This is a genomic window from Streptomyces sp. NPDC059582, assembly GCF_042735715.1.
Classification (GTDB): Bacteria; Actinomycetota; Actinomycetes; order Streptomycetales; family Streptomycetaceae; genus Streptomyces.
Genome location: NZ_JBHWCC010000043.1, coordinates 14,818 through 39,298, shown reverse-complemented (window position 1 = coordinate 39,298; position 24,481 = coordinate 14,818). Strand labels below are relative to the sequence as shown.

The 24,481-nt window shown below is 70.9% G+C and carries 19 protein-coding genes; 13 read left to right on the top strand and 6 right to left on the bottom strand.

Annotation, left to right across the window (positions count from 1 at the left end):
- Window positions 1-30: 30 nt before the first annotated feature.
- The 5 genes from yicI to ACFV0T_RS30260 form a co-directional block, all read right to left on the bottom strand.
- Entirely contained in the window at window positions 31-2,283 is a 2,253-nt protein-coding gene (gene yicI, locus ACFV0T_RS30280; protein ID WP_385785883.1) for an alpha-xylosidase, read from the bottom strand.
- A gap of 9 nt (window positions 2,284-2,292) precedes the next feature.
- Complete coding sequence (locus ACFV0T_RS30275) at window positions 2,293-3,114, bottom strand: carbohydrate ABC transporter permease (RefSeq protein WP_385785880.1); 822 nt, start codon at window positions 3,112-3,114, stop codon at window positions 2,293-2,295.
- The gene (locus ACFV0T_RS30270) at window positions 3,111-4,076 is read right to left on the bottom strand and encodes a carbohydrate ABC transporter permease (RefSeq protein WP_385785878.1); all 966 of its coding nucleotides are present in this window, start codon (window positions 4,074-4,076) and stop codon (window positions 3,111-3,113) included. The genes ACFV0T_RS30275 and ACFV0T_RS30270 overlap by 4 nt, the downstream gene beginning before the upstream one ends.
- Window positions 4,073-5,365, bottom strand: a complete 1,293-nt coding sequence (locus ACFV0T_RS30265) for an extracellular solute-binding protein (protein WP_385785875.1) — start codon at window positions 5,363-5,365, stop codon at window positions 4,073-4,075. Before ACFV0T_RS30265 ends, ACFV0T_RS30270 begins: the two co-directional genes overlap by 4 nt.
- Before the next feature lie 140 nt (window positions 5,366-5,505).
- Window positions 5,506-6,780, bottom strand: a complete 1,275-nt coding sequence (locus tag ACFV0T_RS30260) for an MFS transporter (RefSeq protein ID WP_385785872.1) — start codon at window positions 6,778-6,780, stop codon at window positions 5,506-5,508.
- Between the two features lie 83 nt (window positions 6,781-6,863).
- On the opposite strand from ACFV0T_RS30260, the gene ACFV0T_RS30255 reads away from it, so the two are divergent.
- The 13 genes from ACFV0T_RS30255 to ACFV0T_RS30195 all read left to right on the top strand — a co-directional run bounded on the left by ACFV0T_RS30255 (window position 6,864) and on the right by ACFV0T_RS30195 (window position 22,959).
- Window positions 6,864-7,835, top strand: a complete 972-nt coding sequence (locus tag ACFV0T_RS30255; RefSeq protein ID WP_385785869.1) for a LysR family transcriptional regulator — start codon at window positions 6,864-6,866, stop codon at window positions 7,833-7,835.
- 289 nt (window positions 7,836-8,124) lie between these two features.
- Window positions 8,125-9,084 carry a hypothetical protein gene (locus tag ACFV0T_RS30250; RefSeq protein ID WP_385785868.1) on the top strand — a complete coding sequence of 320 codons (960 nt, stop codon included), beginning with the start codon at window positions 8,125-8,127 and terminating at the stop codon, window positions 9,082-9,084.
- On the top strand, window positions 9,084-11,270 hold the full coding sequence (locus ACFV0T_RS30245; RefSeq protein ID WP_385785865.1) for a glycosyltransferase: 2,187 nt from the start codon (window positions 9,084-9,086) through the stop codon (window positions 11,268-11,270). The genes ACFV0T_RS30250 and ACFV0T_RS30245 overlap by 1 nt, the downstream gene beginning before the upstream one ends.
- Window positions 11,271-11,293: 23 nt before the next feature.
- Complete coding sequence (locus ACFV0T_RS30240; protein WP_385785983.1) at window positions 11,294-12,535, top strand: acyltransferase family protein; 1,242 nt, start codon at window positions 11,294-11,296, stop codon at window positions 12,533-12,535.
- An 87-nt stretch (window positions 12,536-12,622) separates the two neighbouring features.
- Window positions 12,623-13,279, top strand: coding sequence for a hypothetical protein (locus ACFV0T_RS30235; RefSeq protein WP_385785863.1), 657 nt, complete (start codon window positions 12,623-12,625; stop codon window positions 13,277-13,279).
- Window positions 13,267-14,313: a hypothetical protein gene (locus ACFV0T_RS30230; RefSeq protein WP_385785860.1), complete on the top strand. Its 1,047-nt coding sequence runs from the start codon at window positions 13,267-13,269 to the stop codon at window positions 14,311-14,313. Before ACFV0T_RS30235 ends, ACFV0T_RS30230 begins: the two co-directional genes overlap by 13 nt.
- A gap of 140 nt (window positions 14,314-14,453) precedes the next feature.
- A complete protein-coding gene (locus ACFV0T_RS30225) occupies window positions 14,454-15,605 on the top strand; it encodes a uroporphyrinogen-III synthase (RefSeq protein ID WP_385785858.1) in 1,152 nt (383 codons plus the stop codon).
- A 232-nt stretch (window positions 15,606-15,837) separates the two neighbouring features.
- Entirely contained in the window at window positions 15,838-16,479 is a 642-nt protein-coding gene (locus ACFV0T_RS30220) for a CGNR zinc finger domain-containing protein (RefSeq protein ID WP_385785856.1), read from the top strand.
- Window positions 16,480-16,808: 329 nt separating this feature from the next.
- Complete coding sequence (locus ACFV0T_RS30215; protein ID WP_010039908.1) at window positions 16,809-17,330, top strand: sigma-70 family RNA polymerase sigma factor; 522 nt, start codon at window positions 16,809-16,811, stop codon at window positions 17,328-17,330.
- Window positions 17,330-18,145 carry an anti-sigma factor family protein gene (locus ACFV0T_RS30210; RefSeq protein ID WP_385785854.1) on the top strand — a complete coding sequence of 272 codons (816 nt, stop codon included), beginning with the start codon at window positions 17,330-17,332 and terminating at the stop codon, window positions 18,143-18,145. The genes ACFV0T_RS30215 and ACFV0T_RS30210 overlap by 1 nt, the downstream gene beginning before the upstream one ends.
- 64 nt (window positions 18,146-18,209) lie before the next feature.
- Entirely contained in the window at window positions 18,210-20,519 is a 2,310-nt protein-coding gene (locus ACFV0T_RS30205) for a HelD family protein (protein ID WP_385785852.1), read from the top strand.
- A gap of 385 nt (window positions 20,520-20,904) precedes the next feature.
- Complete coding sequence (locus ACFV0T_RS30200; protein WP_385785849.1) at window positions 20,905-22,323, top strand: NAD-dependent malic enzyme; 1,419 nt, start codon at window positions 20,905-20,907, stop codon at window positions 22,321-22,323.
- 354 nt (window positions 22,324-22,677) lie between these two features.
- On the top strand, window positions 22,678-22,959 hold the full coding sequence (locus ACFV0T_RS30195) for an HU family DNA-binding protein (protein WP_004000874.1): 282 nt from the start codon (window positions 22,678-22,680) through the stop codon (window positions 22,957-22,959).
- A 100-nt stretch (window positions 22,960-23,059) separates the two neighbouring features.
- On the opposite strand, the gene murA is transcribed toward ACFV0T_RS30195, so the two are convergent.
- Window positions 23,060-24,406 carry a UDP-N-acetylglucosamine 1-carboxyvinyltransferase gene (gene murA / locus ACFV0T_RS30190; protein WP_385785845.1) on the bottom strand — a complete coding sequence of 449 codons (1,347 nt, stop codon included), beginning with the start codon at window positions 24,404-24,406 and terminating at the stop codon, window positions 23,060-23,062.
- Between the last annotated feature and the right edge of the window lie 75 nt (window positions 24,407-24,481).

Genomic DNA, 24,481 nt, shown 5'->3' with positions numbered 1-24,481 from the left:
TCGATCCACGCACCGTCGAGCCGGCCGCCATCAGTTCAGCTCCAGCGTCAGGAATCCGGCCCCGGCACGCGCCCGCACCTCCCGCTCGCCCGCCGCCAGGCCCCACCGTGCCGAGGGGTCACCGCACGACGCCCGCAAGGTGTCCCCCTCCCGTACGACGGTGAAGGTCACGTCCCCGGCCCGTACCGTCACCTGGGCGCCCCGCTCCAGGCCGTACGCCCGCAGGGTGACGTCGTCGGCGAAGGCGTAGTCGGGCCGGTCGGTCACCGCGCCGACCGGGATCACCGCCCCCGGCCGCACCAGCAGCGGCACGCTGTCGAAGCCGTGCCGCTCGCGCATCCAGCGCGGCCCGCTCACCGTCCGGCCGGTGAGGTAGTGCGTCCAGGCGCCCTCAGGGACGTAGTAGGTGACCTCGCCCTCGTCGCTGAACACGGGCGCGACCAGCAGGTCGGGGCCGAGCATGTACTGCCGCTCCAGGTGCGCGCACCCGGGGTCGTCCGGGAACTCCAGCGCCATCGCCCTCATCACCGGCGTGCCCTCGGTGTGCGCGACGCGCGCGGCCTCGTACAGGTACGGCATGAGGCCGAGCTTGAGCCGGGTGAACAGCCGCAGCACGTCCACCGATTCCTCGTCGAACAGCCACGGCACCCGGTAGGAGGAGCTGCCGTGCAGCCGGCTGTGCGAGGACAGCAGCCCGAAGGCCAGCCAGCGCTTGAACAGCGCGGGGGTCGGCGTGCCCTCGAAGCCGCCGATGTCGTGGCTCCAGTAGCCGAACCCGGACAGGCCGAGGGACAGCCCGCCGCGCAGCGACTCCGCCATCGACTCGTAGGTCGCCTCGCAGTCGCCGCCCCAGTGCACCGGGAACCGCTGGCTGCCCGCCGTGGCCGACCGCGCGAAGACGACCGCCTCGCCCTCGCCGCGGTGCTTGCGCAGCACGTCGAAGACGGTCCGGTTGTAGAGGTACGGGTAGTAGTTGTGCATGCGTTCCGGGTCGGAGCCGTCGGCCCACGCCACGTCGACCGGCACCCGCTCGCCGAAGTCGGTCTTGAAGCAGTCGACGCCCTGTGCGAGCAGCGCCTCCAGCTTCCCCGCGTACCAGTCACGGGCCGCCGGGCTCGTGAAGTCGACCAGCGCCATCCCCGGCTGCCACAGGTCCCACTGCCAGACGCTGCCGTCGGGCCGCCGCAGCAGATGCCCGAGTGTCCTGCCCTCCGTGAACAGCGGTGAGCGCTGGGCGATGTACGGGTTGATCCAGGCGCTGACGCGCAGCCCGCGCTCCTTCAGCCGGGCCAGCATGCCCTCCGGGTCCGGGAACACCCGTGGATCCCACCGGAAGTCGCACCAGTTGAACTCGCGCATCCAGAAGCAGTCGAAGTGGAAGACGGACAGGGGCAGTTCGCGCTCCCGCATGCCCTCGATGAACGACGTCACCGTCTCCTCGTCGTAGGAGGTGGTGAAGGACGTCGACAGCCACAGCCCGAACGACCAGGCGGGCGGCAGGGCCGGGCGCCCGGTCAGGGCGGTGTACTTGCGCAGGATCTCCTTGGGGGTCGGGCCGTGGACGACGTAGTACGTCAGTTGCTGCGACTCGACGCTGAACTGGACCCGTGACACCGCCTCCGAGCCGACCTCGAAGGACACCCTGCCCGGGTGGTCGACGAAGACGCCGTAGCCCGCGTCGGTCAGATAGAAGGGGACGTTCTTGTAGGCCTGCTCGGTCGCGGTGCCGCCGTCGGCGTTCCAGACGTCGACGACCTGGCCGTTCTTGACGAGCGGCCCGAAGCGTTCACCGAGGCCGTAGACGCTCGTGCCCACCTTCAGACGGAGCTGCTCGCGCAGGTAGTGCGCGCCCGTCGCGTCCCGCATGATGCCCATGCCCTTGGGGCCGCTGCCGGTGAGGATGCGGCCGTGGGCGAGGAAGTCGACGCGCCAGGGACCGGTGCGGGACACGTTCAGGGTGAGAGCGCCGGAGGTCAGCGTCGCGTGCTCGTCGTCGTAGCCGACCTGGGGGCTGAACCCGGTGTGGCGGAGCTCGAATTCGGGGCCCCGCGGCTGTTCGCCCGCGAAGTGGGTGAAGGTGACGCCGATGACGTCGGGCAGCGGGGCGTGGGCGGTGATCGTCACGACCGGCCCCTTCAGCAGGTCGCCGCGGTGGCGGATGGGCTGGGTCGGCGCGTGGATCTCCAGCGTGCCGTCGTCCGGGGCGGTGACGTCGAGGACCTCGACCGGGTGGGCCGCGGTGACGCCCTCGCGCAGCAGCCAGTAGCCGTCGGTGAACTTCACGTGGGGTCCTTACTTGACGGCACCGACGGCGATGCCGCGGGTGAGGGTCCGCTGGAAGACGAGGAAGAAGACGATCGCGGGGAGCACACCCAGCAGGGCCGCCGCGTTGGTCATCGTGGCGTCCATCAGGCGCTGGCCCTGGAGGACGCCGAGAGCCACCGACACGGTCTGGTTGTCGTTGGAGATCAGCATGACCAGGGGGAGCAGGAACTCGTTCCACGTCCAGATGAAGAAGAAGACCAGCAGCACACCGAGGGTGGGGCGGCTGACCGGGACGACGATCCGCCACAGGACCTGCCACTTGTTCGCGCCGTCGATGCGGGCGGCCTCGATGATCTCCCGGGGGAAGCGGCCCAGTACCGAGGAGAGCAGATACGTGCCGAAGGCCGACTGGATCACCGTGAAGACGATGATCACGCTCAGTCTGGTGTCGTACAGGCCCGCCTCCTTGCTCAGGTAGTAGACCGGGTAGACCAGCGCCTCCTGCGGCAGCATGTTCGCGAGGACGAAGAAGGCCAGCACCCAGGTGCGGCCCCGGACGCGGCCGATGCCGATCGCGTACGCGTTGAGGACGGACAGGACGGCCGCTCCCAGCGCGACGGAGGCGCTGATCAGCACCGAGTTGGCCAGCTTGTGGCCGTAGTCGACGCGGTTCCAGAAGTCCTTCAGGCCGTCCAGGTAGACGCCGTCGGGCAGGCTGAGGGGGCCGTGCTGCGCGTACTCCGTGGGCGACTTGACCGCGTTGACCGTGACGATCACGAAGGGCACGATCATGAACAGGGCGGCCAGGCAGAGGGCCACGAGGACCGGGTAGCGGCGTACGGCGGTCATGTCCGGACCCCTTCCTCCGCGTCCTCCGCCCGGGTCTGGAGCTTCAGTCCGACCAGCGAGAGGGCGAGGATGATCACGGTGAGCACGGTGGAGATCGCGGCGCCGTAGCCGACCTGGGTCTTCTCGAAGAACGTGGTGAAGGAGAAGTAGGACGGGACGTCGGTCGCGCCGCCGGGTCCGCCCTTGGTGAGCACGTACACCGCGCCGAACACCTTGAGCGCGGCGATCGAGCACCAGGTCAGCACGACGTACATCTCCGGCCGGATCTGCGGCAGCGTGATGTGCCGGAAGCGGCGCCACCAGCCGGCGCCGTCCAGCTCGGCGGCCTCGTACAGCTGCGGGTCGACGCGTTGAAGTCCCGCCATGAAGACGACCAGCGGGAAGCCGAGCTGCACCCACACCATCACGCCCATCACGCTGTAGAGCGCGAGGTCGGGGTCGCCGAGCCAGTCCTGCTGCCAGGAGCCCAGGCCGACGGCCCTCAGCAGTGCGTCGAGCGCGCCGTCGTCGGGGGCGAGGATCCAGCTCCAGACGATGCCCGCGACCGCGATCGGCAGCACCTGGGGAAGGTAGAAGCAGGCGCGCAGGACCGCGGCGATCCGGCTGCCGAAGTGCTTGCCGACGTAGTCGAACAGGGCCGCGGCCAGCACGAGTCCGAGCAGGGTCGGGATCACCGCCATGGCGACGACCATGAACAGGCTGTGCCGGAAGGACGCCCAGAACGCGGAGTCGTCCAGCAGGTCACGGTAGTTGGCGAGCCCTGACCAGGTCGGGTTGCCCACCCCCTGCCAGTCGGTGAAGCTCACGGCCGTGTTCATCAGGAACGGCACGACGACGACCGCGAGGAAGGCGAGCGCGCCCGGCAGCAGGAACAGCGCGTAGGAGTCACGGGGGCGGCGCGGGGGCCTGGAGCCGGGGCTCCTGCCGGCCACCCGCGCGTCCCGTTCGACGGTGACCGTCATCGCCGGGGTACACCCTTGTCGTACGCCTTCTGCAGGGCGTCGAGGTAGGCGTCCGGTTGCTCGCCGCCCGTGATCAGCTTCTGGGTCTCGGAGACGAGGACGTCGTAGAAGCCGGGCACCGGCCAGTCCGGGTAGAAGGCGAGGCCGTCGCGGGCCGAGAGGGTGTTGAAGTCGGCGATGAGCTGCTTGGACTTCGGGTCGGTCACCGCGCCCGGGTCGGCGGCGACCGGGACGCCGCCCCTGTTGCCGAGCAGGTTCTGGATCTTCCGCGACATGGTGATGTCGATGAAGTCGTAAGCCAGTTCCTTGTTCTTCGCGTGCTCGGGGACGACCCACAGGTTGCCGCCGGAGCCGAGGGTCAGGTCGGAACCGGGCCACAGGAAGCTGCCCCAGTCGAAGGTGGCCTCCTCCTGGAAGCGGCCGTACCACCAGCTGCCGGAGAACAGGATCGGCGCCTTGCCCCGGATGAAGGAGACCCCCGCCTCCTCGGCCTTGGTGCCGCTGGAGGTCTTGGCGAGGTAGCCCTTCCTCACCCAGTCGGCGAAGGTGGTCGCGGCGTACGTCCAGGCCTGGTCGTGGAAGTCGGTCCTCCCCTGGTACAGCTCGTAGGAGTCGACCCAGGAGCGGTCGGCCCGGGAGAGGGCCAGCTGGTACAGGTACTGCTGGGCCATGTACTCGGCGCCGGCGTTCGCGAGCGGTGTGACCTTGTTCTCGACGAACACGTCCATGGCGGCGGTCAGCTCGTCGAGCGTCCGCGGCTCGGCGATCTTGTACTTGGCGAAGAGGTCCTTGTTGTAGAACACCTTCGTGTACTCGGCGTAGTTGGGCACGCCGTACCACTTGCCGGAGCCCATGACGCCCTGGGCGTCGTATCGGCTGGTGGTCCTGACGCCCGCGCTCAGCTTCTTGTCCCAGCCGCGCTTCGTCGCCTCGGCGGTCAGGTCGGTGAGCAGTCCCTGCGTGGAGAGCAGGCCCGCCGTGGCGTTGCCCTTGTTGTACTCCATGACATCGGGCGCGTCGGAGGAGTTCAGGACCATCTGGGCGGTCTTCTGGATCTGTTCGAAGCTCTTCTCCTCGTACGTGACCTTCACTCCCGGATGCGTCGCCTCGAACTCCTTGACGGCCTCGGTCCAGGCCACGCCCATCGCGCTGGTGGGGCCTTCGTAGTGCCAGAGCTTCAGGGTTCTGCCGTCGGAGGAGCCGCCGTCCGAGCCGCCGCAGGAGGTCAGGAGCAGGGATCCGGCCAGGATCACCGCGCCCGCCGCCACTCGCCTTCGTGCCGTCAACATCCCGTGCCTCCAGGGGAGTCGGATGGGAATCGGGGCCGTCACGCGGTGGGGCGTCGAACCGGTTCGATGCGTGACGTCGAAGCGCTTCGACGGGGGAAGGTAGGTGGCGGTCGTGAGCGCGTCAATGGGGTACGCGGGAATTACTCGCTGAGGGTCTGGTGCCCGAGGCGGATCAGCAGGGCCAGCGCCGCCGCCGTGACCGGCACGCCGAACCCGGCCGTCGGCGAGACGTGCTCGGCCACCCAGCCGCCGGTCGCGCTGCCGCAGGCGATGCCGCCGAGCAGGCCGGTCACGGCGAGGGTCATGCCCTCGTTGAGACGGCCCTCGGGGGTGCGCTCCTGCACCAGGGCCATCGTCGTGATCATCGTGGGGGCGGTGGCCGTCCCGGCGACGAACAGCGCGAGCGCCAGCAGCGGCAGCGATCCGCTCAGGGCGGCCGCGAGCAGTGGGAGCGTCAGCAGCGCCGCCATCGCGGCCAGGCACCAGGGATGGCGCCACTCGGCGGGACCGGACGGCTTCAGCGCACCGTAGGCCAGCCCCGCCGCGCAGGACCCGGCCGCCTGCAGGGCCAGCACCGCGCCCGCCGCCGCGCGGTGCCCGTGCGCGTCCGCGAACGCGATGGTGACGACCTCCGTCGCCCCGAACACCGCGCCCGTGGCCAGACATCCGGCGAGCAGCGGGGGCATACCGGCGGCGCGCAGCGGGGAGCGGGCCGTCGTACGGCGGTGCGGCGGCGGCTCCGTCGAGCGCTGCGCGGCGAAGACCAGCACGCCGGTCACCAGCAGCGCCGCCCCGACCAGGGTGCCCGCCTCCGGGAAGAAGGCTCCGCACAGGAAGGCCGCGAGCACCGGGCCGAGCATGAAGCACAGCTCGTCCGCGGCCTGCTCGAAGGAGTTCGCGGTGTGCAGCGCCTCGGGGGAGTCCCGCAGCAGATGGGCCCAGCGGGCCCGGGACATGCCGCCGGTGTTGGGGGTCGTCGCGGTGGCGGCGTAGGCGGCGAACAGGGTCCAGTCCGGGGCGCCGTGGTGCACGCACAGGAGAAGAGCCAGCGAGCCCAGCGCCGCCAGCAGCGCGGCCGGCACGGCGACGCGGGCCTGGCCGTACCGGTCGACGAGCCGGGCGACCCAGGGCGCGACCAGCGCGGTCGCGGCGAGCCCGGTCGCGGTGACGGCCCCGGCGAGGGCGTACGAGCCCCGGGCGCCGGCGATCATCACGACCGCGCTCACGCTGAACATGCCCATCGGCAGCCGGGCGAGCAGGTTCCCGGCCGTGAAGGCGCGGGTACCGGGGCGGGTGAAGAGGCGACGGTAGGGGCCGGGCGGGCGGTCGCCGCGACGGGAGGCGAAGTCGACGGCGACGAGGGCGTCGGCGGTGACCGTGTAGAACGGCGCTCTCTGGAGGTCGGGTTGCGGCATGGACCCACCGTGACGCGGGCCCGGGCCGGGGGTCCAACACCTTCCGCGTACCGATTCACGCACCTGCGTTGTAAGTTCGGCGGATGTCCGCTCCCCGTCACCTCGACCCCCGCCTTCTGCGCGCCTTCCTCGCCGTCGCCGAGGAACTGCACTTCACCCGCGCCGCGGCCCGCCTCTACGTCGCGCAGCAGGCGCTGAGCCGGGACGTACGGCGGCTGGAGCGTGAGCTGCGGGCCGAGCTGTTCGTGCGGACCACCCGGCAGGTGACGCTGACCGCCGACGGCGAGCGGCTGGTGCCGTCGGCGCGCCGGGTGCTCCAGGCGCAGGACGACCTGCTGGCCGCGTTCGGGCAGGCCCGGCCCCTGCTGGTGGACCTCAACTTCCCGGACCAGGCCACCGCCCGCCGGGTGCTGCGCCGGGCCCGTGAGCTCGCCCCCGAGCAGGAGCTGATGGCCCGCTACGAGAGCGGCCTCGCGGGTGCGGCGGGGGAGATGGTGGCGGGCCGGCTGGACGTCTCGTTCGGGCGGTTCGCCGGTCTGGACCCGGCGCTGCGGGTCCGGCTCGCCCATCAGCCGGTGCGGTACGAGCCGATGGCCGTCGTCCTGCCCGAGGACCACCGGCTGGCGGGACTGGAGGCGGTGCCGCTTGACGCGCTGTGCGGCGAGACGGTCTACGCGGGCGCGGGAAACCCGCGCACGACCGAGTGGACGGACCTGGCGCGCCGCCTGTTCGAATGCCGGGGGATCGGGCTCGCGGCCCCGCTGCCCCTGGCCGTCGGCGACGAGGAGTTCCAGCGGATCATGGCCAAGACGCGGAACCCGATCCTCGCCGTGGTGGGCTTTCCGGCCATGCGTGGAACGGTGCTGCGGCCCCTTGTCGACCCCGTCCCCCTGTCGCCTGTGTCACTGGTGTGGCGAAAGGGGCTGGTCCATCCGGGATTCGATGCTCTTCGACAGGCTGCGGCCGAGATCTCCGCCGCGGAAGGATGGCTGCGCCGGCCTGCGGATGGGTGGATTCCAGCCACTGACGTGAGCATGATGGATGCCCACATTTAACGCTTAACGCACAAGCGTCCCCCGCGTGCGCTACATTCTTGGGCCTGAGCACGGTGTGGTAATGGGGGGCGTTCGAATCGGGTGGGGGCCCGGTTCGACGACGGGTGCTCGGCGTCGAACGCGCTTCCAGAACCGTCCCGTGGGGGGAAGTGCGCACGTGAAAGAGTGGCGGAAAGACGCCCAACCGGAATGGCCCGCGGCCGCGTCAGCGACCCAGGACCTTCCGATGACGGGGGGAACACCCCAGAGCCACCAGAGCCTTTCGGAAGCCGGGCGAACCGCGTTCCCGGTGGCCGAAAGAATCGAACGACCCGAACAAGCCGACCGGCCCGGCCGCGCGGCCCGCACCGGCCGCACCGGCCGGGGCGGACGGCGGCGCGACGGCAGAGGTGGTGGCCGGGCGCGTACCGCCGGGCCGGCCGAGCCCGGGACCGAGATCCTCGCGTCGTTACCCGGCGGAGCCCGCGCCGCCGCGCTGCGCGACCCCTGGGACGAGTCCGGCGCGACGGCACCGGAGAACGCGAACGCCCACGATCCGCACGAGGTGACGATCCAGCTCGACGCCGTCCAGTTCGGCGGGGCACCCGTACAGCCGGTCAAGGGCGGCGGCCAGGAGGCCTCCGACGCTCCGGTGTTCGTGGACGAGTCGGGGCGGCGCAGCCGAACCTTCCGGCGCATCGGGATAGCCGTGGGGCTGTCCTGCGCGGCCTACGCGGCCGTCATCGTCGTCACTTTGCTGTCGGGCAACTCCAGCGCCCCGTGGCTCCCGGTCCCGGGCCAGGACGACGACAAGCCGGCCGGGCAGGTCGACACCTCCCCGGCACCGCGTGTCTCGTCGGATCCGGCCCGCGCGGGCCGCAGCGGCGTCCCGGTGTCGAACCCCTCCGTCCCGGGCGGCCCGTCGGCCACCTCGGCGAACGGCCCGCTGCCCAGCACGTCCGCCGCCAGCGGCAAGCCGAGCACCTCCGCCGATCCCGGACCGTCGGCCAGCACCTCCGCGCAGCCCAGCCCGAGTGCCGGCACCAAGGACCCGGTGGCGGAGTCGCCCCCGCCGGTCGTCTCCTCGCCGCCGCCGTCACCCTCGTCCCCGTCCAGTGAAGGCCCGGTCGCTCCCTCGTCGCAGCCCCCGGCCGGCGGTACGGGCCCGGTCGCGAACGGACCCGCGGACCCGGTCCCCGTCCAGTCGAGCCCGGCCGGCGCACCCGCGTCCTCCGCGCCCGTCACCTCGTCCACGGAGAACGTCCTCTGATGGCATCCCGCTCCAGCCGCCGCTCCACGGGACACGCGGCCGTCCGGCGTCGACGGCTGCCGCTGCGCCAACTGCTGCCGCTTACACTCCTGTTCGCGATGCTCGGCATGCTGATGCTGCGCGGCTACGTGCACAGCGAGATCCTCGCCGACTTCCGGGTGCGGCCCGAGGCGGCCACCGACAAGGTCCCGGAGAAGATCCTCGACGGCGGACCCGTCATCGACACCCGCGGCGGCAAGGCCACCAGCCTGCGGGTGCCGGATCACCGCGTCGTCCTCACCTTCGACGACGGCCCCGACCCGAAATGGACCCCGAGGGTCCTCGACATCCTGAAGAAGCACCACGCGCACGCCGTCTTCTTCGTCACCGGCACCATGGCCTCCCGCTATCCGGACCTGGTCAAACGCATGATCGCCGAGGGCCACGAGGTCGGCCTGCACACCTTCAACCACCCCGACCTCTCCTACCAGTCCAAGGCGCGCATCGACTGGGAGCTGTCACAGAACCAGCTCGCGCTCGCGGGCGCGGCCGGCATCCGCAGCTCCCTGTTCCGGCCGCCGTACTCCTCCTCCGCCGACGCCATGGACGACCGGTCCTGGCCGGTCACCGAGTACGTCGGCAGCCGCGGCTACCTCACCGTCGTCAACGACACCGACAGCGAGGACTGGCGCAGGCCCGGCGTCGACACCATCGTCCGCAACGCCACGCCCCACGGCGGCAAAGGCGCGATCGTCCTGATGCACGACTCCGGCGGCGACCGCCACCAGACCGTGCGGGCACTCGACCGCCTGATCCCCGAACTCCGCGCCGAGGGATACGCGTTCACGAACCTCACCGAGGCCCTCGACGCCCCGAACGCGGACACCCCGGTCGTCGGCGCCGACCTGTGGAAGGGCAAGGCCTGGATCTTCCTGGTGCGGGCCTCCGACGACCTCACCGGCGTCCTGGTCGTCGGCCTCGCGGTCATCGGCGTGCTGGTCTTCGCCCGCTTCGGCCTGATGCTGCTGCTGTCCGCCCTGCACGCCCGCCGCACCCGCCGCCGCGGCTTCCGCTGGGGCCCGCGGCCGGTCACCGAACCGGCGTCGGTCCTGGTGCCCGCCTACAACGAGGCCAAGTGCATCGAGAACACCGTGCGTTCCCTGATGCGCAGCGAACACCCCATCGAGATCCTGGTCATCGACGACGGCTCCAGCGACGGCACGGCCCGGATCGTGGAGGAGCTGGAGCTGCCGAACGTCCGGGTGATCCGCCAGGTCAACGCGGGCAAGCCGGCCGCCCTCAACCGCGGTCTGGCCAACGCCCGGCACGAACTGATCGTGATGATGGACGGCGACACCGTCTTCGAACCGGCCACCGTCCGCGAACTGGTCCAGCCGTTCGCCGACTCGCGCGTCGGCGCCGTCGCGGGCAACGCCAAGGTCGGCAACAAGGACACCCTCATCGGTGCCTGGCAGCACATCGAGTACGTGATGGGCTTCAACCTCGACCGCCGTATGTACGACGTCCTCCAGTGCATGCCCACCATCCCCGGCGCGGTCGGCGCCTTCCGCCGCTCCGCCCTGGAACGCGTCGGCGGCATGAGCGACGACACCCTCGCCGAGGACACCGACATCACGATGGCCATCCACCGCGACGGTTGGCGGGTGGTCTACGCGGAGAAGGCCCGCGCCTGGACCGAGGCCCCGGAGTCGGTCCAGCAGCTGTGGTCCCAGCGCTACCGCTGGTCGTACGGCACCATGCAGGCGATCTGGAAACACCGCCGCGCACTCTTCGAACGGGGCCCCTCGGGCCGCTTCGGCCGCGTCGGCCTGCCGCTGGTCTCCCTCTTCATGGTGCTGGCGCCGCTGCTGGCCCCGCTGATCGACATGTTCCTCGTCTACGGCCTGCTCTTCGGCCCGACCCAGAAGACGATCGTGGCCTGGTTCGGCGTCCTCGCCGTCCAGGTGGTCTGCGCGACCTACGCCTTCGCCCTCGACCGCGAACGCCTGACCCCGCTCATCTCGCTGCCCCTTCAGCAGATCCTCTACCGCCAGCTCATGTACGTCGTGCTGCTCCAGTCCTGGATCACGGCACTCACCGGCGGCCGGCTGCGCTGGCAGAAACTGCGCCGCAAGGGCGGGGTGTCGGCGCCGCCGAACGAGCCCGTGCCGGGTCAGCGCGTCATGGACGGGAGGCCGGTCGCATGACCACGCACGATCACGAAGCCGCCATGACCACGCAGGCACCGGCCTCGCGGCGGACACCGGTACGGATACCCGAGCAGCCGTCGGGACCTGAGCGGCCGTCAGGGGCGGCGCCCGCCGAGGCGCCGCCCCGCGCCTCCGGACGCGACCGCTACTTCGACCTGCTGCGGGCGGTCGCGCTCTTCCGGGTCGTCTTCTACCACCTGTTCGGCTGGGCCTGGCTGCCGGTGGTGTTCCCCTCCATGGGCGTGATGTTCGCCCTGGCCGGCAACCTCATGGCCCGCTCCCTGAGCAAACGCCCCGCCGTCGAGGTCGTCCGCGGCCGTATGCGGCGCCTGCTGCCACCGCTGTGGCTGCTGGGCGCGGTCGGCGTGACCGGCATGCTGCTCGGCGGCTGGGGACCCGACTCCGAGGGGCACCCCGGCTGGTGGTGGCTGCACCTCGCCTTCTGGATCCTGCCGCTGAGCGACCCGCCGTCCGCCGCGGACGTGCCCGGCATCCACGGCCTGATCGGCGACGACTGGGCGGTGGAGCTGGCCGTCCCGCTCTGGTACATCCGCGCCTACCTCTGGTTCGTCCTGCTGTCCCCGCTGCTGCTGCGCGCCCTGCGCAGGCTGCCCTGGCCGACGATCCTCGCGCCGATCGCCCTGTCCGCGGTGCTCGAATTCGGCTGGATCTCCGTGCCCAGCCCGCGCCTCGACACCAATCTCAGCGACTTCGGCGCGTTCGGCGCGTGCTGGCTGCTGGGCATGGCCCACCAGCAGGGCGTCCTCAAACGCCTGCCCCGCTACGTCGTGCCGTCCCTCGCACCGGCGGTGGCCGCCTTCGGCCTCTGGTACGCGCTCACGCACGGCTTCGCACCGGGCCACGACCTGGACGACATGCCCTTCGCCCAGTCGCTGTGGTCCTTCGCCACCGTGCTGCTGCTCCTGCACATCAGCCCCTCCTGGTCCGAGTGGCCTCGTCCCCTGCGCCGTTGGGACCGGCTGATCACCCTCTTCAACTCCCGCGCGGTGACCATCTATCTGTGGCACAACGTGTGCATCGTCGCCGCGGAGCCCCTGTGGGACCGCCTTTGGGGCGTCTCGTTCCTCGAGGAGCACGCCCCCTGGTTCCTGGAGAGTTCCTGGCCCCTGCTGGTGGTGGTCTGGGCCCTCACCGCCTGCTGCATCCTGTGTTTCGGCTGGATGGAGGATCTGGCGGCGAAGCGGAGGCCCCGGCTCTGGCCGGACGGGTCGCCGTCGCGCGCGGGAGCGCACCGGGCCTGACGGCACGTCCGCCCGCCCGCACTGGTGTCAGCAGGCGAAGCCCCGCTACCGTAGCGGGGCTTCGCCACTACGACACAGGAGCCTCCCGTGACCCGCCGTCCTCGCCTGATCGCCACAGCCGCCGCCGGAGCAACGGCGCTGCTACTGCTCACCGGTTGCGGTGGCGGAGACGGGGGATCGAAGGACAACGACAAGATCGCGGGCGCGGACACGGAGACGTCGGCGTCGGCGTCCCCGAGCACGTCGGCACCGGAGGCGGCGGGGCGACCGAAGATCGAGCTGCCGTCGGACGACATCCTCACGTTCACCCCGGACAAGGCGGGCGACGCGGTCAAGGACGCGATCCTCGGCGACAACGCGGAGTTCATCCGGGCCATGGACGCGGCCATCGTCGCCCAGAACCCGCGTCTTCCCGCCCTGGAGTACTACACGGAGGGCGAGGGGGCCGTCGCGGCCCAGAAGTGGGTCCAAGGGTTCAAGGACGCCGGTCTGACGGTGACCGGGACCGTGCGCTACTTCGACCGCCAGGTCGACGTCCAGTCCAAGGACAAGGCGTCGCTGACCTACTGCGGCGATGAGAGCAAGGGCTTCAACAAGGTCGTCAAGACCCAGAAGATCCAGCGGACGAAGGCGACCAAGAACAGCTATGTCCTCTATGGCGTTCAGGTCGAGAAGAACGACAAGGGGGTCTGGGAGCTCGTGAAGATCGTTTCTACCCGGGGGGCCGACAGGTGCCAGCCGTGATACGTATCTCCCGCGGTATTGCGGCCTCCCTGATCGCGGTGTCGATCTGCGTGCTCTCGGCGCCCTCTGCGATGGCCGACCGTACCAACCCGGGAGGCGGGTCGGTCGGCGGCGGTTCCGACACCGACACCTCCGGCAACGTCGACGGCGACACCGTCTCCGCCTCCGCCGGTGGGGTTGTGTTCGACACCTCCAAGAACGGCAGCGGCGCCTCCGTGGGGCCCGTCGCGTCCAGCAACGCCTCCTGGAGCCCGCCCGCCTGCTGGTACGCGCCGAAGTACACGCCCGAGCAGCTCCAGAAGACGATGGAGCCGATCTGGCAGGCGGGATCCACCGGGGACCAGTGGGATCTGGAACAGCGCGAGAAGTACGTCAACGGCAACCCGTACAAGGACTTCAACAAGGACAAGACCGGCAAGGGCTACTTCTGGGACTCGTTCGTCGACAGGAGCTACCCGCCCGGGTGGGACAAGTGCACCAAGGAGATCTTCTGGGTCGACAGGGGTGACCCGCCGCCCGCCGACGCGGTGAACGCCGTGACGCCCGAGGTGCTCGCCGCGCTCGCCTACGCCCAGGTCCGCGTCCCCACCGAGAAGGTGACCCTGAAGCCCGAGGGCACCACCAAGGTCAACCTGCCGACCTGGACCTGGCTGGACGGCGCCGACTTCAGGCCCGTCTCCGTCACCGCGCGCGTCCCGGTGCTCGGCATCTTCGCGACCACCACCGCCGAACCGGTCTCGCTGCGGATCGAGCCCGGAACGTCGGACGCCGTGACCTATCCGGCGTCCGGGGTGTGCCGGATCGCCGACGGCCGGATCGGCGAGCCGTACGCCCCGGGCAAGGCCAACGAGACACCGCCGTGCGGGGTGAAGTACCTGCGGTCCTCCGGTGACGGCTCGTACCACCTCAAGGCCACCGTCACCTGGAAGATCCACTGGGAGGGCTCCGGCGCCACCGGCGGCGACCTCCCCGACGGTACGTTCGGGGCCGACCAGGACGTCGTCGTCCAGGAGATCCAGTCCGTCAACCGCTGAGTGCGTCCGCGGGCCGTCCCGGTTCGCGGACGGAGGGCGCGTAACACCGGTGTCATCCAGCCGACCCGAACCTGTCACGCGCTGTTGGCAGGCTCGCCCGGCAGACAGGCGCCCTCCACTCCAGCGCGGGACGAGAGTCTATGTACGACGAAGAGCGACGCCCGGTGCCCGGACCCCTCGCGGGGTTCACCGTCGGGGTGACGGCCGCGCGCCGGGCCGACGAGCTGGGCGCGTCGCTCCGGCGTCGCGGGGCGGCCGTGCTGCACGGGCCCGCGCTGCGGACCGTGCCCCTCGCCGACGACGGGCAGTTGCTGGCGGTGACGAGGCAACTGATCGACCAGGCACCGGACATCGTCGTGGGCACCACGGCCGTCGGCTTCCGCGGCTGGGTCGAGGCCGCCCACGGCTGGGGGCTCGGCGAGCCGCTGCTCGACCGGCTGCGGGGGGCGGCAGTGCTGGCACGCGGGCCCAAGGTCAAGGGCGCCGTACGGGCCGCCGGACTGACCGAGGAGTGGTCGCCGTCGGGCGAGTCGATGGCGGAGGTGCTCGACCGGCTCCTCGACGAGGGCGTCGGCGGGCGCCGTATCGCCGTACAGCTGCACGGCGAACCGCTGCCGGGGTTCGTGGAGGCACTGCGGGCGGCGGGCGCCGAGGTCGTCGCGGTGCCCGTGTACCGCTGGATGCCGCCCGCGGACATCGCACCCCTGGACCGGCTGCTGGACGCCACCGTCTCGCGCGGGCTGGACGCGGTCACCTTCACCAGCGCTCCGGCCGCCGCGTCCCTGCTGTCCCGGGCCGGGGAACGGGGGCTGCTGCCCGAGCTGCTCGCGGCGCTGCGGCACGGCGTGCTGCCGGCCTGCGTCGGGCCGGTCACCGCGCTGCCCCTCCAGGCCCAGGGCGTCGACACCGTCCAGCCCGAACGCTTCCGGCTCGGCCCGCTCGTCCAGCTGCTCTGCCGGGAACTGCCCGGACGGGCGCGGTCGTTGCCGATCGCCGGGCACCGGGTGGAGATCCGCGGACACGCGGTGCTGGTGGACGGCGACCTCAAACCCGTGCCGCCGGCGGGCATGTCCCTGCTGCGTGCCCTGTCCCGGCGGCCCGGCTGGGTGGTCGCCCGCGCGGAACTCCTGCGGGCGCTGCCGGGCGCGGGCCGCGACGAGCACGCGGTGGAGTCGGCGATGGCCCGGCTCCGTACGGCCCTCGGCGCACCGAGGTTGATCCAGACGGTGGTCAAGCGGGGGTATCGGCTGGCGCTGGACCCGGCGGCGGACGCGAAGTACGCGGACGTGTAGGACGGCACCCGGCTCCGGTGCGAGCGTCGTCGGGGGGCGCCACCCCTCCCGAGCCTCCGCTTCGTCCTGAACGGCCGCGTCCGCGAACGCCGGACGGGCCGACACAAAGCGGACGGGTCGGGAACTCCGAGGAGTTACTGGGGGTTCCGGCTGCGCAACTGGGCGGGCACTGTGGGAGGGAACGGTTCTCGCAGCCCTCCCACCGGGGCAACCCCTAGGCGGTGAAAGGCACATGGCACTGGGTACGGCCACGGCCCCGTACGAGATGCGGTTCGACGCCGGGCGGATCTGCCTGGATCTCCTCGCGACCACTCATCCTGAGGAACGGTTCGGCTCGCTCGCCCCGTTGTGCGCGTGGATCACCCGGTCCGGACTGGTGCCACCGGGCACCCCCCTCACGCACGCCGACGGGTCCTGGCTCGCCGGGTTCCGTGAACTGCGCGCTCAGACCGGGCGTTTGGTGCACGGCTGTCTCTCCGCCCCGGCCCGCCCGTACGACCCCGCCCCGGCCCGCCCGCATGAGCTCGCCCCGGTCCGTCCGTACGAGCTCGCTCTGGCCTGTGTCAACGAGTTCGCCCGGCCCGCGCCACCGGTCCCGCGCGCGGTCCGCACCGAGGACGGCACTCTCGTCCGCGAGTTGGACGGTCCGCCGGAGTGCGCCGCGCTGCTCGCGGCCGTCGCCAGGGACTGCGTGGAGCTGCTCACGGACCCCGTCGCGCGGGCCGGGCTGCGACAGTGCGAAGGGGACAACTGCCCCATCGTCTACCTCGACACGTCCCGGGGCGGCAGGAGGCGTTGGTGCTCCAGTGAGGTCTGCGGAAACCGCGAAAGGGTGGCTCGGCACCGTCGTCGCGCTGCCCTCACCCAAGCCTAGGTGTCGGCTTTGCGGCTTCTGTGAGGGGAGGGTCGGAGAGTCGTCGAAGTGATTTCGACAACACTCCGTTTGCCCCCGGCGCGGCGCGGGCAGTCACGGCGATCTTGTCGGCGTGGGGGAAATGTAAAGATCGCGCGGTGGGAATGTGCGCCCATGTCCGTCACGTCATGGCACGCCGAAGAAAACTGTCGCCTCGGTTTGAACACCACGCACACCTCATCCGTACCCGTGCACGAGCGACCGACTGGGGGAACCCCCGGACACCGGAGGTGGGCGTGCGCAAGGATTCCGCCGTGGCCAATGAACATGGATCGAGGGCCCGACATCGCATGTCCCAGCCCTCGGAACCCGACGAGGAGCTGATGCGTGCTCTTTATCGGGAGCACGCCGGACCCCTCCTTGCGTATGTGTTGAGGCTGGTCGCCGGAGATCGGCAGCGCGCCGAGGACGTCGTACAGGAAACACTCATCCGTGCCTGGAAGAACGCCGGTCAGCTCAATCGAGCGACCGGATCGGTACGCCCCTGGCTGGTGACGGTCGCACGGCGCATCGTCATCGACGGCCACCGCAGCCGGCAGGCCCGGCCGCAGGAGGTCGATCCGTCGCCGCTGGAGGTCATCCCCGCGGAGGACGAGATCGACAAGGCGCTTTGGTTGATGACGCTGTCGGACGCGCTGGACGACCTGACCCCCGCCCACCGGGAGGTGCTCGTCGAGACGTACTTCAAGGGACGTACGGTCAATGAGGCGGCCGAGACGCTGGGGATACCGAGCGGCACGGTCCGTTCGCGGGTGTTCTATGCCCTGCGGTCGATGAAGCTGGCACTGGAGGAGCGGGGGGTGACAGCGTGATGAGCGTTTACGGGGGGTTCGGAACGGGTGGTTCGGGTATGTCTGGTCCCATGCAGGGATCTCCGGCACCGAACGAGCACGAGACCGTCGGCGCCTACGCCCTCGGGATTCTCGACGACGTAGAGGCAACCGCTTTCGAGTCCCATCTCGCGACCTGTGAATGGTGTGCCCAGCAGCTCGACGAGCTCGCCGGGATGGAGCCCATGCTGGCCGCGCTCGCGGACCTGCCGGGCGCCGGCACTCCCGCGATCGGTGAGTCCCTGTCCGCCAGGCCCAGCCCACGGCTGGCGGAGAAGCTCGTCGACGAGGTCTCCGAGCGTCGCGCCCTCAAGCGCCGGCGCGGGTTCTTCCTGGTGGCGGCCGCGGCCGCGCTGATCATCGGTGGCCCGCTGACGGTGCTGGCGGCGACCGGAGGCTCGGACAACGGCGGCAACGCCGGCAATATGGCGGCCGGTCCCGCTCAGAGCGCCTTCCAGACCATGAGCGACAAGAAGTCCGCCACGGACCCGACGACGCACGTCACCGCGACCGTGGCCGTGGAACAGAAGGCGTGGGGTACTCATGCCGTCCTCCAGCTCAAGAACGTCGCAGGCCCCGAGAAGTGCTCGCTCATCGCCGTCGGCAAGAACGGCGAACGCGAGACCGTCACCTCCTGGGCGGTGCCGAACTGGGGCTACGGACTGCCGGACGCCAAGACCGAAGAGGCGAAGAATCCGCTCTACGTCCACGGCGGTGCCGCCTTCACCCCCAACGAGATCGACCACTTCGAAGTGATGACCTTCGGTGGTAAGCGGTTGGTGGAGGTGGACGCGTAACTTCCCGCGCGGGGCCCCCTTCGCGTACGGTTGACGGCTGCCCAGCACGTCAGAAGGGGGCCCGGTGGCCGCTCAGGCTCAACAGGAAACCGCGGTCGGTTCGGTTCACGACGAAGCGCAAGATTCCGTACGTGACCGGGAGATCGGCATCGAGCAGGAACACCTGGACCGGGTGTACCGCAGGCTCGAGGAGAAGATCCATGAGGCCGAGTTCCTCATGAACGACGCGGCCCAGCGAGGCCAGGTCGGTACACCTGGCGCGCTCGCGGAGCGCGACGCGCAGGTTTTCCGGGCGGGGGTCCACCTCAACCGGCTGAACAACGAGTTCGAGGACTTCCTCTTCGGCCGTATCGACCTGCTCCTCGGCAAGGACGGCAAGAAGGGGCCCGACGGCGCCTACACCGCCGTCGAGCCCGCCGAGGGCGCGGTCCGCGACGACAACACCGCCGACATCGCCGAGACGCTCCACATCGGCCGGATCGGCGTCCTCGACCAGGACTACGCCCCCCTGGTCATCGACTGGCGGGCCCCCGCGGCCGCGCCCTTCTACCGCTCCACCCCGGTCGACCCCGGCCGGGTGGTGCGCCGCCGGGTGATCCGCTCCAAGGGCCGCCGCGTCCTCGGCGTCGAGGACGACCTGATGAGACCCGAGCTGACGGCCCTGCTCGACGGCCGGCGGCTGCCCGTCATCGGCGACGGCGCCCTGATGGCCGCCCTCGGCCAGGCCCGCAGCCACACCATGCGGGACATCGTCGCCTCCATCCAGGCCGAGCAGGACCTGGTGATCCGCGCCCCCGCCGCCTCGGTGACGTACGTCGAGGGCGGCCCCGGCACCGGCAAGACGGCCGTCGCCCTGCACCGGGCGGCGTACCTCCTCTACCAGGACCGGCGCCGGTACGCGGGCGGCATCCTGATCGTCTCGCCCACGCCCCTGCTGGTGGCGTACACCGAGGGTGTCCTGCCGTCCCTCGGCGAGGAGGGCCAGGTCGCCATCCGGGCGATCGGTTCGCTCGTGGACGGCGCGGAGGCCACGCTGTACGACTCCCCGGCGGTGGCCCGCGCCAAGGGCTCGCACCGGATGCTGAGGGTGCTGCGCAAGGCCGCGCGGGGCGCCCTGGAGTCGCCCGACTCGCCCACCCGGCTGCGCGTCGTCGCCTTCGGGCGCCGCCTCGAACTGGAGGCGGGGCAGCTGGAGCGCGTCCGGCACAACGCCCTCGGCGGCACCGCGCCCGTCAACCTGCTGCGACCGCGGGCCCGCAAGCTGCTCCTCGACGCCCTGTGGGAGCAGTCCGGCGCGGGCGGGCGGCACACGGACCCCGAGCTCGCCGCCGAGCTGCGCTCCTCCTTCGACGAGGACGTCGCCTCCGAGGACAGCTTCATCGAGTTCCTGGACGCCTGGTGGCCCGAGCTGGCCCCGCGGGCCGTGCTGGCGGCGATGGCCGACGACCGGCGACTGGGACGCTGGGCCCGGCGGATCCTCAACCCCGGTGAGGCGCGCAGGGTCGCCCGCTCGCTCAGACGGGACGGCCTGTCCGTGCACGACGTGGCCATGCTGGACGAGCTGCAGGCCGTCCTCGGCGCCCCGGCCCGCCCGCGCAAGCGCCGCGAGCTGGACCCGCTCGACCAGCTCACGGGTCTCGAGGAGCTGATGCCCGTGCGCGAGGAGTCGCAGCGCGAGCGGGCCGAGCGGCTGGCGCAGGAGCGCACCGAGTACGCGCACGTCATCGTCGACGAGGCGCAGGACCTCACACCGATGCAGTGGCGGATGGTGGGCCGGCGCGGCCGGCACGCCACCTGGACGATCGTCGGCGACCCGGCCCAGTCGTCCTGGTCCGACCCCGACGAGGCGGCCCAGGCCCGCGACGAGGCCCTGGGCAGCCGCCCGCGCCGCCGCTTCCAGCTGACGGTGAACTACCGCAACCCGGCCGAGATCGCCGACCTCGCGGCCAAGGTGCTCGCTCTCGCCATGCCGGGCTCCACGTCCCCGTCCGCCGTCCGCTCCACGGGCGTCGAGCCGCGCTTCGCGGTGGTCCGGGACACGCTCGCCGGGACGGTCCGCGAGGAGGCCGCCCGGCTGCTCGACCGGGTCGACGGCACGGTCGGCGTGGTCGTCGCGATGAACCGCCGCGAGGAGGCCAGGCGCTGGCTCGCCGGGCTCGGCGACCGGGTGGTGGCGCTCGGCAGCCTGGAGGCCAAGGGCCTGGAGTACGACGCGACGGTCGTGGTGTCGCCCGCGGAGATCGCGGACGAGTCGCCCGCGGGGCTGCGCGTGCTGTACGTCGCGCTGACCCGGGCCACCCAGCAGCTGACGGTCGTCTCGGCCGAGCGGGACGAACCGGACGCGACGGGGGTGCCCGACCTTCTGAGGGACTGACGCCGGTGAACCGGTGAACCCGAAGGCGGTTTCCTGTGAACTCTCCTGACGGGAATGGTCTTGCGCGATCCGTTTGTTAGCCTGGGTGTGACACCGGCTCGATCCAAGCCCCCGGGCCCAACCTTCGTCGCTACGAGCGACCACTTGCCGCGAGGCGAGCATGGCGGGCCGGTGTCATGAACGTCGAAGAGGCCCACGTCACCCTGTGATGTGGGCCTCTTCCTTTGCCTGATCGTCTCTCGTATGGTGAAAGTCTGTTTCCGAAATTGGCGCGGACTTACGAACAAAAGGTTCGCAATCCGGGGCGGCTACCACGTACTCGGGGGTAGGTGCGACGATCGGACGGCACAGCTCAGCGACACGGTGAAAGCAGAGGAAGTCGGCCATGGCAACGGCGCCCAGCGTCTCCTACTCGATGACGATCCGGCTGGAGGTGCCCGCGAGCGGAACCGCCGTCTCGCAGCTCACCAACGTCGTGGAGTCCTCCGGAGGCTCCGTGACCGGCCTCGACGTCACCGCGTCCGGCCACGAGAAGCTCCGGATCGACGTCACGATCGCGGCCACCTCGACCGGGCACGCCGACGAGATCGTCGAGAAGCTCCGCGGCATCGAGGGCGTCACCCTCGGCAAGGTCTCGGACCGTACGTTCCTCATGCACCTCGGCGGCAAGATCGAGATGCAGTCCAAGCACCCCATCCGCAACCGTGACGACCTGTCCATGATCTACACGCCGGGCGTGGCCCGGGTGTGCATGGCGATCGCGGAGAACCCCGAGGACGCGCGCCGCCTCACCATCAAGCGCAACTCCGTTGCGGTCGTGACGGACGGCTCGGCCGTGCTGGGCCTGGGCAACATCGGCCCGAAGGCCGCGCTGCCGGTCATGGAGGGCAAGGCGGCCCTGTTCAAGCGGTTCGCCGGCATCGACGCCTGGCCGCTGTGCCTGGACACCCAGGACACCGACGCGATCGTCGAGATCGTCAAGGCCATCGCGCCTGGCTTCGCGGGTATCAACCTGGAGGACATCTCCGCCCCCCGCTGCTTCGAGATCGAGGCCCGGCTGCGCGAGGCACTCGACATCCCCGTCTTCCACGACGACCAGCACGGCACCGCCATCGTCGTCCTCGCCTCCCTGACGAACGCCCTGCGTGTGGTGGGCAAGGCGATGGAGAACGTGCGCGTGGTCATGTCGGGCGCCGGCGCGGCCGGCACGGCCATCCTGAAGCTGCTGCTCGCCGCGGGCGTGAAGAACGCGGTCGTCGCCGACATCCACGGCGTCGTGCACAGCGGCCGCGAGGACCTGGTCGGCGCCGCCGCCGACTCGCCGCTGCGCTGGATCGCCGAGAACACCAACCCCGAGGGCCTCACCGGCACGCTGAAGGAGGCCGTGCGCGGCGCGGACGTCTTCATCGGCGTCTCCGCCCCGAACGTCCTGGACGGCGACGACGTGGCGACGATGGCCGAGGACGCGATCGTGTTCGCGCTCGCGAACCCGGACCCCGAGGTGGACCCGGCAATCGCTCGTCAGAGCGCGGCAGTTGTGGCCACCGGCCGCTCCGACTTCCCCAACCAGATCAACAACGTGCTGGTCTTCCCGGGCGTCTTCCGCGGCCTGCTGGACGCGCAGTCCAGGACCGTCAACACGGAGATGATGCTCGCGGCCGCCAAGGCTCTCGCCGACGTGGTGACCGAGGACGAGCTCAACCCGAACTACATCATCCCGAGCGTCTTCAACGACAAGGTCGCGGGCGCCGTCGCCGGAGCGGTGCGGGAAGCCGCGAAGGCCGCGGGCGCGTCGGCCTCGTAGGCTCGGATACGCGGGAAACCCGGCCGCGGTGCGGGCGCTGTGACGATTGCCACGGTCGGGTTCCGCCCCGGCGCGTCGCGGAACGGGGGCCCCGATGGCCCTCTATCGTGACGGCCGGACTCGGACCCCTCTTTTCGTGTGACTCCCAAGGGTGTTCTCACGACTCCTGCGGGTGCCGGATTGGCTTTCCCGCCGCAGGTGGGGGCAGGATGCGTCTCTGGGCGCGAGGGTCTGACGACGGACCCGGGTCCGGGGCCTGTCCGAGGACCCTGGCAGCATCGACTTCGCTGTGCCCAATATGCGGCTCCGCCGCGTGGCACGCCTCAACGGCAAGAAGAACACGGGAGTAACAACATGAACCGCAGTGAGCTGGTGGCCGCGCTGGCCGACCGCGCCGAGGTGACCCGCAAGGACGCCGACGCCGTGCTGGCCGCGTTCGCCGAGGTCGTCGGCGACATCGTCTCCAAGGGCGACGAGAAGGTCACCATCCCCGGCTTCCTGACCTTCGAGCGCACCCACCGTGCCGCTCGCACCGCGCGCAACCCGCAGACCGGCGACCCGATCCAGATCCCGGCCGGCTACAGCGTGAAGGTCTCCGCGGGCAGCAAGCTCAAGGAAGCCGCGAAGGGCAAGTAGCCTCCGCGTGCGTCTCGGGACGACGTACGAGACTCAGTGACGCCAATGGGGCGGCCCCCCTCACCGGGGACCGCCCCATCGTCGTACCCACGTGTCGCCGCTACCCGAGCGCCTTGCCCGGCAGCTCCACCTTCGCGCCGAGCTCGACGAGCTTCTCCATGAAGTTCTCGTAGCCCCGGTTGATCAGGTCGATGCCGTGGACGCGGGACGTGCCCTGGGCCGCCAGGGCGGCGATGAGGTACGAGAAGCCGCCGCGCAGGTCGGGGATGACCAGGTCGGCACCCTGGAGCTTGGTGGGGCCGGACACGACCGCGGAGTGCAGGAAGTTGCGCTGGCCGAAGCGGCAGTCGGAACCGCCCAGGCACTCGCGGTAGAGCTGGATGTGCGCGCCCATCTGGTTGAGCGCGGACGTGAAGCCCAGGCGGGACTCGTAGACCGTCTCGTGGATGATCGACAGGCCCGTGGCCTGGGTCAGCGCGACCACCAGGGGCTGCTGCCAGTCCGTCTGGAAGCCCGGGTGCACGTCCGTCTCGAGGGCGATGGACTTCAGCTGGCCGCCCGGGTGCCAGAAGCGGATGCCCTCGTCGTCGATCTCGAAGGCGCCACCCACCTTCCGGTAGGTGTTCAGGAAGGTCATCATCGAGCGCTGCTGGGCGCCGCGGACGTAGATGTTGCCCTCGGTCGCCAGCGCCGCGGACGCCCACGAGGCGGCCTCCAGGCGGTCCGGCAGGGCCGCGTGGGTGTAGCCGCCGAGCGAGTCCACACCGGTGATGCGGATCGTGCGGTCGGTGTCCATCGCGATGATGGCGCCCATCTTCTGCAGGACGCAGATGAGGTCCTCGATCTCCGGCTCCACGGCGGCGTTGGCGAGCTCGGTGACGCCCTCCGCCAGAACGGCCGTCAGCAGCACCTGCTCGGTGGCGCCGACGGACGGGTACGGCAGCCGGATCTTGGTGCCGCGCAGCCGCTGCGGGGCCTCCAGGTACTGGCCGTCCGCCCGCTTCTCGATCTTCGCGCCGAACTGCCGCAGCACCTCGAAGTGGAAGTCGATCGGCCGGCCGCCGATGTCACAGCCGCCGAGCCCGGGGATGAACGCGTGGCCCAGCCGGTGCAGCAGCGGGCCGCAGAACAGGATCGGGATGCGGCTCGAACCCGCGTGCGCGTCGATGTCGGCGACATTGGCGCTCTCCACGTGCGAGGGGTCCAGCACCAGCTCGCCCGGCTCCTCACCAGGACGGACCGTCACCCCGTGCAGCTGGAGCAGTCCGCGTACGACCCGCACGTCACGGATGTCGGGAACATTGCGCAGGCGACTCGGCGCGCTGCCCAGCAGGGCGGCGACCATGGCCTTCGGTACGAGGTTCTTCGCACCGCGGACACGGATCTCACCCTCCAGCGGGGTTCCGCCGTGGACAAGCAGTACGTCGTCATTGCCGTTGACGGTCATGTATCTCGCGTTCCGATGAGGTGGGCATGGGGCGATGAGACAGACTAATCGCCGCGCACCCCTCTCACATAAGCC